Source organism: Rubellimicrobium arenae (assembly GCF_017916275.1).
Taxonomy (GTDB): domain Bacteria; phylum Pseudomonadota; class Alphaproteobacteria; order Rhodobacterales; family Rhodobacteraceae; genus Rubellimicrobium; species Rubellimicrobium arenae.
In genome coordinates this window covers 20784-35869 of the sequence record NZ_JAFMST010000011.1, presented here as the reverse complement: position 1 = coordinate 35869, position 15086 = coordinate 20784, and the positions used below count along the sequence as shown (strand labels likewise).

Sequence of the window (15086 nt, the reverse complement as noted above, 5' to 3'; positions counted from 1 at the left end):
GGATCGGTGGATGACAGGGACCGATGCGCCCGCCGGTCGGCCTCAACCATCGGGGTCGAGGAGATAGCCCTCGCCCCGCTGGGTCACCAGAATGCGCGGATTTTCAGGATCGGGTTCGATCTTGCGGCGCAACCGGAGCATCCGGATGTCGATGCTCCGGTCCCCCGGCGCCAGCTGCCGTCCGTGGGCGACCTCCGCCAGCCGCTCGCGCGAGACCGGCCGGCGGGGGTGGGCTGCGAGCACGGACAAGAGGTCGAACTCCATCGCGGTGAGCGTGATCTCCGTGCCGTCCTCCCGGAGCAGCCTGCGGCCGTCGAGATCGAGGACGCGCGAGCCGAGGCGGATGCGACGTGGTTCGGGCCTGGCCTGCGGGGACTCGTCCCGGACCCGGCGCAGGACGGCGCGCAGTCGGGCCACGAGTTCGCGTGGCTCGAACGGCTTGACCACGTAGTCGTCGGCGCCGCGTCCCAGACCATCCACGCGTTCTGGCAGGCCACCCGCCGCGGTCAGGAGAATGACAGGCGTCCCGATCCCGGCGGCCCGGAGGCGTGACAGCGCCTCGGTCCCGGTCTCGCCGGGCATGTTGACGTCGAGCACGACGACATCCGTCCCGCCCTCCCGCAGGACGCGCTCCAGATCCGGAGTCCCGGGCAGCGTCCGCACCTCGAACCCATGCAGGGGAAGGTAGTCGCGCAGCAGGCTCCGCAGGTCCGGCTCGTCATCCACCACCAGAACGCGGCCGCTCATGAGTCCTCCATCATTCGCCTTACGGTCGCGAGGAGACCGCGAAGGTCGAGCGGCTTCTCGAAGGTGGGGACGTCCGCTGCCGGGTCATGTCCGCTCAGGGTCAGGGCGTCCCCCGTAACGATCACGATCCGACGGGCCAGATGCGGGTGTTCGCGCCGGATGGCGTCCACCAGCGTCGATCCATCCATGTCCGGCATCCTGAGGTCGGTCACCACGGCGTCGAACCGGCGCGCGCGCAAGGCGGCGAGAGCGCGTCGACCGCTCGGAGCCGTGTCGACCTCGTAACCCGCGATGCCAAGCGCCTCGGCCACCAGCGAGGCGACGTCGGGCTCGTCATCGACCACGAGCACCCGTCCGCCCGAGAGTGGCTCGTGGTCGTCCGGTGCGGCAAGGTCCGACAGCCCGGTCTCGCCACGCGGAAGCCAGACCCGAAGCCGCGCGCCCTGCCCCGGCGCCGTCTCAAGGTCGATCCGGCCACCGTGTGCCGCAACGATGCCATGGCAGACCGAAAGACCCACCCCGGTGCCGACGCCCTGCGGCTTGGTCGTGAAGAACGGGTCGAAGGCGCGCTTGGCGACCTCGGGCGCCATGCCGGGACCGTTGTCGGACACCTCGAGAAGGACCTGATCGCCTTCGGCCCGCGCGGCCAGCAGCATCCGGCGCGGCGCAGGTTGGCCCAGAAGCGCCTGCTGGGCGTTGACCACCAGGTTGGTCACCACCTGCCCAAGCTGGTCCGCATCACCCCAGACCGGTGGCAGCCGGGCAGGCAGGTCGGTTCGAACCTCCACCCCTGCGGTCCTCAGGGCATAAGCGGAGAGATCCAGCGCCCCCAGCACGAGTTCCCCGACGTCGACCGGCCCCCGCACCGGAGGCTTGGCCCGGGCCATGGCAAGAAAGGTCCGCACGATCCGGGCGCAACGGTCGGCCGCCCCGTGGACCTTCCCGAGCCGCTCCAGCAGGTCGGGGTCGGACACCGTCTCCCGCAGCATGGAACTGTAGCCCACCACCACCGAAAGCGGATTGTTGAGCTCGTGCGCGACCCCGGCCAGCAGGGCGCCCAGGGCCGTCATCTTCTCGCTCTGGTGAAGGGCCTCGCGCTGGCGGGCGATCTCGGCTTCGGCCGCACGAAGCTGCGTAAGGTCGATGGTGCTGGTCACAAGCGCGGGCTCTCCCTGGAACAGGATCGGCCGGGAGGTGATCGAGCAGGTGATCTCCGTCCCGTCGACCCGGCGGAACCTCAACTCGCGGTTGGTCACCTCCTCGCCCGAGGCCATCGCGGCGAAGATCCGGTCCCGATCACCGGGATCGGCGTAAAGGCGGGCGAGGTCGGCCTCGTTCGGGTCGGCGGCGCTGACGCCGAACAGGTCGCGCCAGGGCTGGTTCACGAACAGGAGGCGGCGATCCGACAGCCTCGCGATGTTCATCGCCAGCGGATTGGCCTCGATGATGGCGGCGAGCCGTTCCTCGGAGGCCCGCAGTTCGGCTTCGGCCCGGCGACGGTCGGAAACGTCGTGGCCCACGCACTGGATCTCGATCAGTCGGCCCTGGTCGTCGAAGATCCCGGTGTCCGTCCATTGCTCCCAGTGCACACGATTGCCATCGTAGATGGTCCGGAATTCCACCGTGTCGGTCGGGTTGAGCGGCGTGAGCCGGGCCATGTGCGCGTCGTAGACCGGGCGATCCTCGGGGTGCACGAAATCCTGGTCGCGCTGGCCAAGCGCGCGGATCTCGTCCAGGGATTTGCCGATCCGGCGCTGCGCCGCCGCGTTCATGAAAGTCCAGTAGCCGTCGTCGTCCACACGGATGATGTACTCCGTCTGGGTTTCCACGACCGCGCGGTACCGGGCTTCGCTGGCGGCCAAGGCTCGGGCCTCTGCGCGCGCGGCCCCCACGTCGCGCCGGACCGAGACGAAGTGCGCGAGGTGCCCCCCGTCGTCCCTCAGGGGCGTGATCGTGGTGTCCTGTTCCAGCCGCCGCCCATTCCGGGCCCGGTTGACGATGATGCCCCGCCAGACCTCCCCGCGCGCCAGGCAGGCGTCGATCGCCTCGAAGAAGGCGGCGTCATGTTCCCCGCTGGACAGGATCTCGCGCGCGGTGCGACCAATGGCTTCGGCCGCCGGGATGCCGGTGACCGCCTCGAAGGCGCGGTTGACATAGGTGAAGCGCCGATCCGCGTCGGTGATCTCCACCGGCTCCGCGATCTCCTCGAGTGCAGCGGCCAAGAGCGCGTGCTCGGCGGCGCGACGCCGTTCGTCGCTGATGTGGGTGGTCTGGAGAACCCGTCCTCCATCACGCAGACGGCTTTCTCGGATGCGGACCCAGCGGCCGTCAATGAGCCGGTGGACGTGATCGGAGGGACCCTGGGCGCGGATCGCCAGGCGCCGCGCGGCGAAGTCCTCCCCCATGTCGGGATGGTAGATGGGACCGTTCTGAAGGCCGGCCCGCAGCCATTCGTCAAAGCGAAGACCGGGGCGCAGCGCCGCCTTCAGCGCAGGCGCAAGATGCTCGGGGTAGCGGGCGTTGTAGAATGCGATCCGGTCCGCCGGGTCGAAGATGGCAATGCCGTCCGGCAATGCGTCGACCGTAGCCCTGAGCCGGATGAGCTCTGCCGAACGTCGCGCCGTCCCGACGGCGAGCGCGACAGCGACCGCCACGCTTCCGATCAGCGGGAGCCAGAGCGGGATCCCTGGCGTCAGGAGGCCCAGAACCAGCAGACCTGTCGTTCCCAGCACCATGAGCAGGCCCGCCCATGGCCGAGGGGAAGATCCGACCGCTCGATCCGCCGCCATCGCCCAGACCTCCGCTGCCGACGCCTGCCGGGAATTGCAGGTCCTGGGCAGTCCTCCTGTCAAGAGCCGAGCCGGCCCCGGTTTCCGGCCGAGGCCTCAGGCGGCATCTCATGTTTCAATGATCGCGCGTAGCGCAGGGCCGGGCCTTCGCCTTTGGCGATCTCGGGCCGTGTGCACGTCATTGCCGCTTTGAGATCACGTCACCTGCCGCTAGGGTCAACATGGTGTCGGACGCGGCGGATTGGATCGTGGCACGGATCGTTGTGGTGGACGACGACCCGGATATCCGGGGCATGCTGGTCGATTACTTCGGCAGCATCGGCCACAGCGTGATGGCCGTGGCGGATGGTGCCGGCCTGGACCGGGACCCCGCCGCCCGACAGGCCGACCTTTACGTGGTGGACCTCGGCCTGCCCGGAGAGGACGGCTTCGCCCTCACCCGGCGCCTGCGGGCGGACAGGGATGCGGGAATCGTCATGCTGACCGGAGCGTCGGATACGACCGAACGGATCGTCGGGCTCGAGGTCGGAGCGGACGACTACGTGACCAAGCCGGTCGATCTGCCGGAACTCGCCGCGCGGATCGCTGCGATCCTGCGCCGCCGCCGGTCCGCCGAGGTTCCGGAGGGTTGCACCCGGTTCGGCCGTTACCTGCTCGACCTTCGGGCCTGGGAACTCCGCGACGAGGCGGGTCGCCCGGTCGAGCTTCGACCGATGGAGATCGACCTCGTGGCCGCCTTCGCCACGCGCCCCGGTCGGGTCCTGTCGCGCGACGACCTTCTCCATCTGGCTCCGGCCAGAGGGGACGATCCCTTCGACCGCAGCATCGATCATCGCGTGACGCGGCTTCGACGCAAGCTCGAACGGGATCCGGCCCACCCGGAGTTGATCAAGACCGTCCGCGGCGCCGGCTACCTGTTCGCGCCGGGCTGACCCCTGGGCTTCGCGCGACGATCGAAACAGGAGAGAAGGTCCGGCGGCCTTCGTCCGCAACCGCGACCACCGAGACATCCTCATGCAGACCAGGAGGTCCTGCATTTCATTGAGGATAGAGTTAAATGGCTGTTATTTATGGCACTCAGTTCAACGACGCCTTCCTGACGTCCCTGGTCGGCACGGACCTGGCGGACACCATCTTCGCCCTCGCCGGCAGCGACCACGTTTGGGGCAACGCCGGCAACGACAGCCTTTTCGGAGGCGCGGGCGAGGACATCATGCATGGCAACCAGGGCAACGACTGGATCAGCGGGGGCGACGGCTGGGACATCCTGCACGGCGAATCCGGCAACGATACCATCGTCACGGGCACGGGGACGGACCTCGTCTATGCGGGCCAGGGCGATGACGTCATCACCAACGGCGGCGACACGATGCTGATGGGCGCGGATTCCATTCACGCCGAGGAGGGCAACGACCGCGTGACGGGCGGCCTGCCGGGCGAGAAGATCTACGGTGGCTTCGGCAACGACACCCTGGACGGGGCCGGCGGCGACGACCTGATCCATGGTGGCGACGATCACGACGAGATCATCGGCGGCAGCGGGAACGACGATCTTTACGGAGACAACGGGATCGACACGATGTCCGGCGGACTCGGCGCGGACGACATTCGGGGGGGCTTCGGCAACGACAGCCTTCGCGGGAACGATGGCAACGACGCCGTCTACGGAGATGATGGCGACGACTGGATGTCGGGAGACGCGGGGGACGATTACCTCTCTGGCGGTGACGGCACGGACGACACCTGGGGCGGGACCGGCAACGACCAGGTGTTCGCCGGCACCGGAGACGACGAGATCCACGGTCAGACCGGCAACGACCGCCTTTACGGGGAAGACGGCAACGACCGGACCGATGCAGGCACCGGCAATGATTACCTTTCGGGCGGGGCCGGCAACGACAGCCTGTCGGGCGGCTTCGGTTACGACGAACTTCAGGGCGGCGACGGCTCGGACCAACTCAGCGGGAACGGCGACAACGACCACCTCAACGGCGGGGCGGGCTACGATCAGCTCAACGGCGGCGCTGGCCAGGATGTGCTAATCGGCGGAAGCGGAAAGGATTGGCTGACCGGGGAGGCGGGCGCCGACACGTTCAGGTTCCTCTTCACCTCGGACAGCGGGACTGGGGCCCTGAGCCGCGATGTCATCACGGACTTCCAGAAGGGGCAGGACAAGATCAGCCTGTCGATGATCGACGCCAACACGGCCACGGCCTCGGACGATGCCTTCGCCTTCATCGGCGACGCGGATTTCTCGATGATCGGGCAGGTCCGCGCGACCCAGGGGATCGGGACGACTCTGGTCGAGATCAACGTCGATGCCGACGCCGCCGCAGAGATGACCCTGAGCCTGACCGGAGTTCTCGACCTTACGTCGGCCGACTTCTTCCTGTGACGCCAGACATGGAGCGTCCCGGTGTCGAGCCGGGGCGGCTCCGGCCAGACCGTGACCGGGGCAGGTCAGCCCCCGCGATCAGCCTACGGACACACGTTTTCCCCAACGATGCTTCGCAGATGCGATCCATTTCCGATGAGAGTTTGAGATGAGCACATTTTCCCCTCGGTTGGTTGAGGCGAGCGGCCTGACCACACAAGAATCCAGCCCGACAGGACGACTGCTCCGCTGGCTCGCGTCGATTCATCGGCGCAGCCTCGAGCGCCATCACATCGAAATGTCCGTGCAGCGACTGCGCGAGCTGGACAACCATCTGCTGCGGGACATCGGCGTTGAGCCAAGCAACATCGAGCGGCAGGTGCGCGGGAGGAGACCGGCCCCGACTACCTGATCAGGAGGGATCCGGACCATTTGGGTCCTGCATTCCCAGGATCCCGGCGACCGACCGGCGCAGGCCCTGCGCGTCGATCGGCTTCTCGAGGACCCGGGCCCCAGTCGTGCGAAAGAACGCCTGCACCTCGGGCGACAGCGTGTCGCCCGTCACGAAGAGCACGCGTTCGGTCAAGGCCGGGCGCAGGCGCACCATCGCGTCGAAAAGCCCGGGGCCGTCCAGACCCGGCATACGGACATCGCTGATGACCAGATCCACGCGATCCCGTCGGAGGACGCGCAGTGCGGCTTCGGGACTCGGGGCGACACGGGGATCATGTCCATCGCCGCGCAGGATCTCGGCCATCATTTCGGCGATGTCCGGCTCGTCGTCCACGATGAGGATCCGCGCCGGGGCGGGTCGACCCTCGGGTTCACCGACCGCCGCGGCCACAGGCATCTCGGTCCCTTGGCCCATTGGCAGCCGGATCGAGAACACGGCCCCCTGCCCCGGCTTCGACTGTGCCTGGATGGCGCCACCATGGGCGGCCACGATGCCTTGGCAGACGGACAGACCGACACCCGTGCCGACCCCGACCGGCTTCGTGGTGTAGAAGGGCTCGAAGATGCGGGCCAGGACGTCGGGGGGCATGCCCGGTCCATTGTCCTCGACCGTGATCTCCACGTCCCCTGCCCCTTTGTGCGCAGCGATGCGGAGACGGCGCGGTGGGGGCACCTGCAGCAGGGCCTGCTGGGCGTTCACGATCAGGTTGGTCAGCACCTGGGGAAGCTGGTCGGCGTCGCCCTGGATGATCGGCAGCCCTGGTTCGATGTGGCAGGCGACCTCCACCCCGGCCGACCGCAACCCGTAGGCCGCAAGGTCGAGCGCGGCATGGATCACCTCCTCCAGGTCGACCGGCCCCCGGGTCGGGGGCTTCTTGCGGGCCATGGCCAGGAAGGTCCGCACGATCCGGGAGCATCGCGTCGCGGCCTCATGGATCTTCTCCGCCCGATGCCGCGTGTCGGGCTCGGAGGAGAACTCCTCCAGCAGTGCGGCATAGCCGACGACCACGGAAAGCGGGTTATTGAGCTCGTGGGCCACGCCTGCCAGCAGTGAGCCCAAGGCGGTCAGCTTCTCGCTCTGATGCAGGCTCTCGCGCTGCCGGGCGATCTCGGCCTCGGCGTTGCGCTGGGCGGTGATGTCCGTCACGGCCGCGAACAGAGCGGGCCGTCCGTCCTGCTGGATGCGCCGCGCCGAGATAAGGACATTGATCCGCTCGCCATCCGGGTTTCGCAGAACGGTCTCGAAGGCCTCGACCGCCCCCTGCGCCTCGAGCTCGGCGATCAGCCGACGACGGCCGGCAGGTTCGGCCCAGACAGCCAGGAGCGCTCGGCCCGCCTGCCCGGTTTCGAGGCCAAGGAGCTGCCGGGCCTTGGCATTGGCGAAGAGGATGGCCGGCGCATCCAGGGCCGAGATGACGATCGGCAGCGGAACTCCGTCCGAGATCGCCTCGAACCGTGCGGCCGTCTCCGCGGCCTGCGCCTCGGCCCGCTTCTGGGCGGACAGGTCGCGCAGGTAGGCGATGAACACCGGGCGTCCCTCGAACGTGCTCCGAACGATCACGATCTCGATCGGGACCTCATGACCACGGGCATGCAGCGCAGTGACCTCGATGGTGCGGCCCAGGATGGTCGCAACGCCCGACTCCAGCTGTCGGCGGAAGCCCTCGCGGTGCCGGGCGCGGCTGTGCTGCGGCACGAGGAGATCCTCCATGCTCTGCCCGAGGACACCCTCCCGGGGATGACCGAAGATGCGCTCGGCCGCCGGGTTGAAATCGAGAATCCGGCCCTCCTGGTCGATGCAGATGTAGCCGTCGAGTGCAGCTTCGAGGACCGTGCGCCGCAGCCGCTCGGCTTCCTCCCTGGCCCGCTCGGCCAGCACGCGCTCGGTGATGTCGCGACCCACGGACTGGAGTTCCACGAGCCGGCCCGCCGCATCGAAGATGCCCCGGTCCGTCCAGGAGGTGCAACGCTCCCGCCCTCCGCGCGGGATGCTCCGCAGTTCGACGGTCGCGACCGGGCTCTCCGGGGTCAGCCGGGCGATATGGTCGAAGAAGCGCGCCTTGTCCTCCGGCAGGAGGTGGTCGAGGTCGCACCAGTTCGGATCGAGAAGCTCCTCCCGGCTCATGCAGGTAAATCGGCAGTAGGCCTCATTCACGAAGGTCAGGCGACCGTCTGGGGTCTGGCGCAGCACGAACTCCGTCTGCGTCTCCACGACGCTGCGATAACGCTCCTCGCTGGCCGCGAGCCGTGCGACGGCACGTTGTCCTTCCGGCGAGAGCCGCACGAGGAACTGGGCCAGAGCTCCTCGCAACCATGTTCGCCAGCGGGGCGCTGCTGTTTCGGTCCGGGCTGGGATGTCGGCAGATCGAGCCATGCGTCCTGTTCTCCCGGTCTGCAACGGACCGTTCCCGACCCTCTTCTGTCAACCCTGATCGCCTGCCGGCGCCGTTCACGACACGAATGAAACCAACCGGGCCGGCCACGATGCAGGGCGGCAACCTGCCTCTCCTAAGCCTGCCCAAGCCGGAGGGAGGGCGCATCGGATGACGGGAACGGACCCAAGAGGAACAGACGGAATGCACCGGACGACGGCCTGCGCCCTCATCGCAGGCTTGCCCGGCCTCGTCCTGACCGCTCTCGCAGCGGGCAGCTCGACTTCGCTCGCACTTCGGACGGATCTGCTGCTGACGTTGCTCGACATGGCTGCCCTCAGTGGCGCTTGGGCCTTTGCCCGCCATCACCATCGTGATCCGGTCGCCGCCGCCCGTGCGGAACACCTCGTCACCGCCTTGGTCGCCGGCTGCATGGTCCTGTCGATGCTGAGCGTGATGGGATGCGCCGTGCATCGCGCCTGGTGGGGGGAGCCAGCCGTCGGAGGACCCGGCCTCGTGATCGGCTTCGGCCTCAATGTGGTCTCGGGTTTCGTGAACCTGCGGCTGATGATGCTCTGGCGCGAACGCGTCCGGCACGATCCGGGCTCCCCGTTCCTGCGGTCGCAACTGCGCCTGTTCGCCGACAAGCTCTGCTCCAACATCCTGCTGGCCGGATCGCTCCTCCTCATGCTGATCCTGGAGGGTCAGAGCGAGACCCGGCTCATCGATCCTGCCGTCAGCCTGGTGATGGCTTTGGCCTCAGCCTATTGGGCGTGGCCCGTCGCCTGCCAGGCTGTCCGCCAGGGAGTCAAAGGAAAGCTCCGGCTGAAGGCGTGCGAAAGCAGCGGGATGGCTTGAGTTCGGCCATCCCAGGTTGCCATCCCGACCCGGACGGAGCGGCCCGGACTGGCGGAACCACGGGCGTCCCGCGGCCCGTCCTTGCGAACCACCCCTGCGCCTTGGGGCGAAGCCTCCTTGCACGGATGCCGTCCGGGCCATCGGCTGCGGACGGCATGAGCCGCGTGGTCTACCAGGTGTAGGTCAGGCGCGCGCGGATCTCACGGCCATCGTTGTAGTAGGCGTTGTCGGTGAAAGTATCGACCGACGCGATCTCGCGCTCGTCGAACAGGTTCGACACGTTCAGCGCCAGGGCCACATCGCTGGTGAGCTGGTAGCTGACCGCGGCGTCCACGACGACCTGGCTGCCCAGCTCGATCGTGTTCGCGTTGTCCGAAAAGCTGGACCCCGTGTAGCGGACGCCGCCGCCGAGCGTCAGGTCGCCGCCTGCCCCCGCGCCGAGCACGGTGTAGTCGGCCCAAAAGGACGCGCTGTGCTCGGGCACCAGCATGGGGCGGTTGCCTTCGTTCCCGGCCGTCCCGTTCTCCACGATCTCGGCGTCCCAATAGGCATAGGCGGCGGTCAGGCTCAGCCCCTGCCCCATGGTCCACTTGCCCTCGAGTTCGGCGCCACGCACCCGCGTCTCGCCGACCTGCTCATAGACCGCCGGCGCGACCTGCGTGACCAGGTTGGTCTGGGACAGGTCGAACACGGACGCCGTGAAGAGCGCGTTCCCGGCAAGCGGGCGGTACTTCGTGCCCAGTTCGTACTGCGTGCCCTCCTGCGGCTCCACGTCCTTGATGAGAAGGCCACGGTCGTAGGGGCCGGTCGGCTGGAACGACTCGGAGTAGTTGGCGTAGATCGAAATGGCCGGCGTGGCCTTGTAGGTCAGGCCGACGCGCGAGGTGAAGGCGTCGTCCTCGAAGCTCGTGGTCGCCCCGGGCGCGCCTGTCTCGGTCGTGACCGTGTCATAGCGGCCGCCCAGCGTGACGATCCAACGATCCGCGAAGGTCAGCTCCTCCTGGAGGAAGACACCGGTCGACTCCGTGTTCAGATCCTGGTCCGCCACGTAGGTGATCGCGACGCAGGACCGACCGCAGTAGACCGGGTTCTCCGGGTCGATCCCGGCCGCGGTCCCGATGTTGAAGGTCTCGGACACATCCTCTCGGAGGTAGTCGACGCCGACCAGCGTGCGCGACCGCACGGAGCCGAGCGTGGTGTCGTACTGGAGCTGGCTGTTGACGGCGAACCTCTCCAGTTCCCCGTAGACCGCATAGGCCGAGCGGGGCGTGTCGGATGAGGTCGCGGCGCCATAGATGGACTCGTAGGTGAGATCGAGCTTGGTGTAGCGCGCCGTCTGGGCGAAGGTCAGGCCCTCGCTGAACCGGTGGGACGCGTCCCAGCCGATGCTCATCTCCTCCCGGTCCATGGCATTGAAGGCGGGCTCGCCCAGGAAGGTGTCGGGATCGATCTCCGAGCCGAGGGGGATGGCGTGGCCCGGGTTCCCGTCGCGCTTGTTGTAGTCGGCCAGCAGCGTGATCTCGGTATTCTCACTAGGCTGCCAGGACAGGGCTGGCGCGACATAGAGGCGGTCGTCCTCGGTGTACTCCGCGCCATTGTCCCCGTCCTGCGACAGGGCGGTCAGCCGGTAGTTCCACTTGCCCGCCACATCGAGCGGTCGACCCACGTCGAGGCCGAACTCGAGATGCTCGGCCCCGATGGCCATGGTCGACTCGCCGAAGGCATGATCCTGGGGCCGCTTGGTGATCGCGTTGACCAGTCCGCCGGGCGTGTTCAGGCCGAACAGCGTCGAGGTGGAGCCCTTGAGCACCTCGACCCGTTGCAGGCCGAAGGGCTCCAGCTTGCCGCCGGTGAAGTTCGTCGTCCCGGCCGGCAGCCCGTCGCGATAGGTGCCAAGCCCCGCCTGGTAGAATCCACGGATGCGCACGTAGTCGTAGCGATCGTCGCTCCCATACTCGTCCGTGGTCACGCTCGAGGTGTAGGCCAAGGCGTCCGTGGTGTCCTCCACGTCGCGTCGCTCCAGCTCGGCCTCGGTGACAACCGACACGGATGCGGGCAGGTCGACGATGGCTGAATCGGTCCGGCTGGCCGTCGCGGTCCGGGTGGCGACGATGGTGCCGTCCGGTCCGATCGCTCCCTCCAGCTCGAACCGGACCGTTCCAAGGTCGACGGGTTCTTCGGCCCCCTGCGCGAGGAGCGGCAGCGGCAGGACGGCGCAGGCGGTGCAGAGCAGCACCCGCACGATCCTCGGCCTCGATGTCGGGCGGGCCGCAGCGACGATGGGACGACGGGTTGGAGTCCGAAGGGACGTATGCATCATGGACGATTCCGGGGTCAGGATAGGGGGATGGCTGGCCCGGCGCGACCAGGGTCGCGAGCGTCTCGCTGGCGTGGGTCTGCCTACGGCCCTCCCGGGACATGGTCAAACCGCCTCCCTCCTTTGCGACGACCCTAGGCCGACCAGCTGTGGCGCGCTTGCCATGGTGATCGGCCCGGATGAGTGGAACGCCATGACCTCAGGCCGTCCACGCCGCGACCGCCGGTTGCGCGACGGGAGGACGGATTCCGACCAGTCGCGCGGGTCACATGGGTCGGCGCGCCCCTTCGCAGCCAAGGCCGGAATTCCCCACTCGGCCCACGTCGGGCGGCGGATTATGACGGCATCATTCAACGATGTCGCATGACGACGCCTTTCGGCAGCAGCAATTCACGATTGTAACCGGAGCCTTTCCATGACCAGCCAGTGGAGCACGGATTCCAGCCCAGGCGGCGACCTACTGAGCGAGCTCAACATCCGCCGCACGCGGGCGAACATCCGTCTGGGTGCCGCACGGCTTGCGGGCGATGTCGCGGCCCAGTCCGCCGCTGCTTCTGAACTCGCCCAACTTGACGAGGCAATCGCGACCGTCCTGGCCACGCGCGCCCTTCGCAACGCTGCGATCGCTCGCCTCGGACCAGCTGCAGCCTGATCTGGGTCGGTTCCTGCGCCGAACGTGCCGATGGATCCAGCTCGCGCAGCATCGGACCAAGGGTCCGTTCGGTGGCAACCGGCTGGCCAGGGAAGGACCTCATGCGTGCCCAGGAACCCACTATCCCTGCCCCGGTCGGGACCTTGCTGGCAGGCCGTACTGGAGTCCGTGCACAGGTCCGGCGGTCGGCTCTGACCGGATGAACGGCTGGCGACCGGCGCAGCTATGGCCTGTCGACAACGATGCGGTAGCCCACCCCGGGCTCATTGACGATGAGCCTTGGAGCGGACGGATCAGCCTCGAGCTTGGCGCGCAGGTTCCGGACCGTAACCCGCAGGTATTCCACGTCATGCTCGTGCGCCGGCCCCCAGATCGTGCGGAGAAGCTGGGCATGAGTCACGACCCGTCCGGGATGGCGGACGATCTCGACCAGAAGGCCCCACTCCTTGGGCGTCAGATGGACCTCTTTGCCAGCCCGTCGGACGACACGGTTCGCGATATCCACGACCACGTCCTCGAACTGCCGGGCGTCGGATCCCACCTGGGCAGCCGTGCGCTGCCGCAAGGCCACGCGCACCCGTGCGAGAAGCTCATCGGTGTCGAAGGGCTTGGTGACGAAGTCGTCGGCCCCCAGGTCGAGCGCGGCCACCTTCTCCTCGGTCGCCTCACGCGCCGAGACGACGAGCACCTTGGCCGCGCTCCGGATCCTGATCAGCGGGAGGAACTCCAGTCCGTCCCGGTCCGGCAGGCCCAGGTCGAGAAGCACGAGACCGGGCTTCTCGATGTCGATCCGGCTCAGGGCCTCGCGCGCGGTGGCGGCCTCCAGGACGTCATAGCCCGCACGTTCGAGCGCCACCCGCAGCAGGCGCCGGATCTGCGGCTCGTCATCGACGACCAGGACCTTGTCGCGGGGCGGGCCGCTCATCCGGCTTCGGCCCGCAAATCGTCGATCAGGAGCCGCGCAGGGATCCGCAGGACGAAGGCCGCACCGCCCTGAGGCCGGTTTCCCGCCACGACCGACAGGCCCATGGCTTCGGCGAACCCCTTCACGATGGCGAGGCCCAGCCCCGTGCCGCCCTGCCGGTCCGAGCCGTCGAGGCGTACGAAGCTGTCGAAGATCCGTCCCTCCTGGCCAAGCCTCAGGCCCGGGCCACTGTCGAGGATCTCGAGAACCAGCCCATCCTGGATCTGTTCGGCGCGGATCGTGACGGGTCCGGTGCCCCCATGCCGCAACGCATTGTCGGCGAGATTCAGCAGACAGTGATGGAGAAGCTGAGGGTCCAGCCGGACCAGCGGAAGATCGGCCGGCACCTCGCCGCGTAGACGACCCGCGCCCCGGACCCGGCCAAGATCGCGTTCGACCGCGGCGACGGCATCGGGGAGATCCACCGGCTCCAGCCGCAGCCGAAGCGCCCCGGCCTCAAGCCGCACCATGTCCAGGAGGTTCGAGACATACCGATCGAGCCGACGTGCCTCGTCTTCGAGAAGACCGACAGCGGCGGGATCGCTGCGGCCGTCCCGTCGAAGCTCTGCCGCCGTTGCGACGATCGAGGTCAGCGGGGTGCGAAGGTCGTGACTGACCGAGGACAGGAGGGCACGGCGCAGCCGGTCCTGTTCACGCAAGCGCGCGACCTCTGCCACCTCCCGGGCCAGGCGCTGCCGTTCGAGCGCGAGCGCCGCCTGATCGAGCAGCGTCGCCAACAGGGGCTCGCGCCCCGGCTCGACCGGCGGACGGCCATCGTCGCGCGCGAACCCGAGGGCGCCCACCACCCTGTCCGACGTAGCCAGCGGGTGGAACGTCCAGTCCGACCCGGCGACGATGGAGGAGCCACGGCCCGTCGTCGCCCGCCGCGACATGGCTTCCTCTGCCGCCTCCGCCGCAAAGGCGTCGAGTTCGTCCATGTGAGGTTCGCTCGAAAGCAGCCGGGAACGGCCATCGTCCGGCACCACGAGAACGGCGTTGGCGTCCATCAGGCGGCCCGTCTCGCTGCAGATCCCGTGGCCCAGGGCCTCGTCACCGAGCGGCCCCACCAGCACCCGCGCAAAGGCCGCAAGGCTGGCGTCCCGTTCCGCCCGCGCGGCCGCATCGCGTGCCCGCCTCCGAAGCTGAGCCGTCAGGTGCCCCGTGACCAGCGCGACGGCGAGGAGCACCAGCACGGTGATAAGGTCGCCCGAGCGGCTGATCCTGAACGTATGCAGCGGCACGGTGAAGAAGAAATTGTAGGCAAGCGCCCCAAGCACGGCCGCAAACAGGCCGGACCCCAGGCCATGCAGGCTGGCGGCGACCAGAACGGGCAAAAGGTACAGCAGGTCGGCGGAATCCGAGGACAGCACGGTCCCCGCGATCAACGCGCCGGCTGTGACGAGCGACACGGCGATCAGTGTCTCCGCGTAGGCACGGATGTCGAACAGAACGGGTGGTCGGTAGCGCATGGGCGTGAACCTACGCGTTGCCGCGCCAGACGCGAGCCGTCTTTACGGAATCCTTACGGTCATGGCCGGACTTGCCCCGCGCTTCCTTATG

11 protein-coding genes are annotated in these 15086 nt (G+C 68.2%); 5 read left to right on the top strand and 6 right to left on the bottom strand.

What is annotated here, in order from left to right:
- Nucleotides 1-42: 42 nt before the first annotated feature.
- Both J3P31_RS16815 and J3P31_RS16810 read right to left on the bottom strand, forming a co-directional pair.
- The gene (locus J3P31_RS16815; RefSeq protein ID WP_210529663.1) at nt 43-747 is read right to left on the bottom strand and encodes a response regulator; all 705 of its coding nucleotides are present in this window, start codon (nt 745-747) and stop codon (nt 43-45) included.
- Entirely contained in the window at nt 744-3482 is a 2739-nt protein-coding gene (locus J3P31_RS16810; RefSeq protein ID WP_210529662.1) for a PAS domain S-box protein, read from the bottom strand. Before J3P31_RS16810 ends, J3P31_RS16815 begins: the two co-directional genes overlap by 4 nt.
- Before the next feature lie 302 nt (nt 3483-3784).
- Between J3P31_RS16810 and J3P31_RS16805 the strand changes: the two genes are divergently transcribed.
- The 3 genes from J3P31_RS16805 to J3P31_RS16795 all read left to right on the top strand — a co-directional run bounded on the left by J3P31_RS16805 (nt 3785) and on the right by J3P31_RS16795 (nt 6322).
- Nucleotides 3785-4468: a response regulator gene (locus tag J3P31_RS16805; RefSeq protein ID WP_368373099.1), complete on the top strand. Its 684-nt coding sequence runs from the start codon at nt 3785-3787 to the stop codon at nt 4466-4468.
- Between the two features lie 125 nt (nt 4469-4593).
- Complete coding sequence (locus J3P31_RS16800; protein ID WP_210529660.1) at nt 4594-5931, top strand: calcium-binding protein; 1338 nt, start codon at nt 4594-4596, stop codon at nt 5929-5931.
- Nucleotides 5932-6079: 148 nt separating this feature from the next.
- Nucleotides 6080-6322, top strand: a complete 243-nt coding sequence (locus tag J3P31_RS16795) for a YjiS-like domain-containing protein (protein WP_210529659.1) — start codon at nt 6080-6082, stop codon at nt 6320-6322.
- On the opposite strand, the gene J3P31_RS16790 is transcribed toward J3P31_RS16795, so the two are convergent.
- Complete coding sequence (locus J3P31_RS16790) at nt 6323-8674, bottom strand: hybrid sensor histidine kinase/response regulator (RefSeq protein WP_210529658.1); 2352 nt, start codon at nt 8672-8674, stop codon at nt 6323-6325.
- Between the two features lie 265 nt (nt 8675-8939).
- Between J3P31_RS16790 and J3P31_RS16785 the strand changes: the two genes are divergently transcribed.
- Nucleotides 8940-9593 (top strand): cation efflux transmembrane domain-containing protein, encoded by a 654-nt coding sequence (locus tag J3P31_RS16785; protein ID WP_210529657.1) that lies wholly within the window; start codon nt 8940-8942, stop codon nt 9591-9593.
- Between the two features lie 169 nt (nt 9594-9762).
- Here J3P31_RS16785 and J3P31_RS16780 read toward each other — a convergent pair whose 3' ends face one another.
- Entirely contained in the window at nt 9763-11829 is a 2067-nt protein-coding gene (locus J3P31_RS16780; RefSeq protein ID WP_368373098.1) for a TonB-dependent siderophore receptor, read from the bottom strand.
- A 496-nt stretch (nt 11830-12325) separates the two neighbouring features.
- On the opposite strand from J3P31_RS16780, the gene J3P31_RS16775 reads away from it, so the two are divergent.
- Complete coding sequence (locus J3P31_RS16775; protein WP_210529656.1) at nt 12326-12562, top strand: hypothetical protein; 237 nt, start codon at nt 12326-12328, stop codon at nt 12560-12562.
- 223 nt (nt 12563-12785) lie between these two features.
- On the opposite strand, the gene J3P31_RS16770 is transcribed toward J3P31_RS16775, so the two are convergent.
- Entirely contained in the window at nt 12786-13487 is a 702-nt protein-coding gene (locus J3P31_RS16770; RefSeq protein WP_210529655.1) for a response regulator, read from the bottom strand.
- Nucleotides 13484-14995 (bottom strand): DUF4118 domain-containing protein, encoded by a 1512-nt coding sequence (locus J3P31_RS16765; protein ID WP_210529654.1) that lies wholly within the window; start codon nt 14993-14995, stop codon nt 13484-13486. Before J3P31_RS16765 ends, J3P31_RS16770 begins: the two co-directional genes overlap by 4 nt.
- Nucleotides 14996-15086 lie beyond the last annotated feature (91 nt).

Excerpts from the sequence above, each read along its gene's own strand:
- J3P31_RS16800 (WP_210529660.1), top strand. The coding sequence starts at position 4,594 with ATGGCTGTTATTTATGGCACTCAGTTCAACGACGCCTTCCTGACGTCC.
- J3P31_RS16775 (WP_210529656.1), top strand. The coding sequence starts at position 12,326 with ATGACCAGCCAGTGGAGCACGGATTCCAGCCCAGGCGGCGACCTACTG.
- J3P31_RS16795 (WP_210529659.1), top strand. The coding sequence starts at position 6,080 with ATGAGCACATTTTCCCCTCGGTTGGTTGAGGCGAGCGGCCTGACCACA.
- J3P31_RS16785 (WP_210529657.1), top strand. The coding sequence starts at position 8,940 with ATGCACCGGACGACGGCCTGCGCCCTCATCGCAGGCTTGCCCGGCCTC.
- J3P31_RS16815 (WP_210529663.1), bottom strand. The coding sequence starts at position 747 with ATGAGCGGCCGCGTTCTGGTGGTGGATGACGAGCCGGACCTGCGGAGC.
- J3P31_RS16765 (WP_210529654.1), bottom strand. The coding sequence starts at position 14,995 with ATGCGCTACCGACCACCCGTTCTGTTCGACATCCGTGCCTACGCGGAG.
- J3P31_RS16810 (WP_210529662.1), bottom strand. The coding sequence starts at position 3,482 with ATGGTGCTGGGAACGACAGGTCTGCTGGTTCTGGGCCTCCTGACGCCA.
- J3P31_RS16770 (WP_210529655.1), bottom strand. The coding sequence starts at position 13,487 with ATGAGCGGCCCGCCCCGCGACAAGGTCCTGGTCGTCGATGACGAGCCG.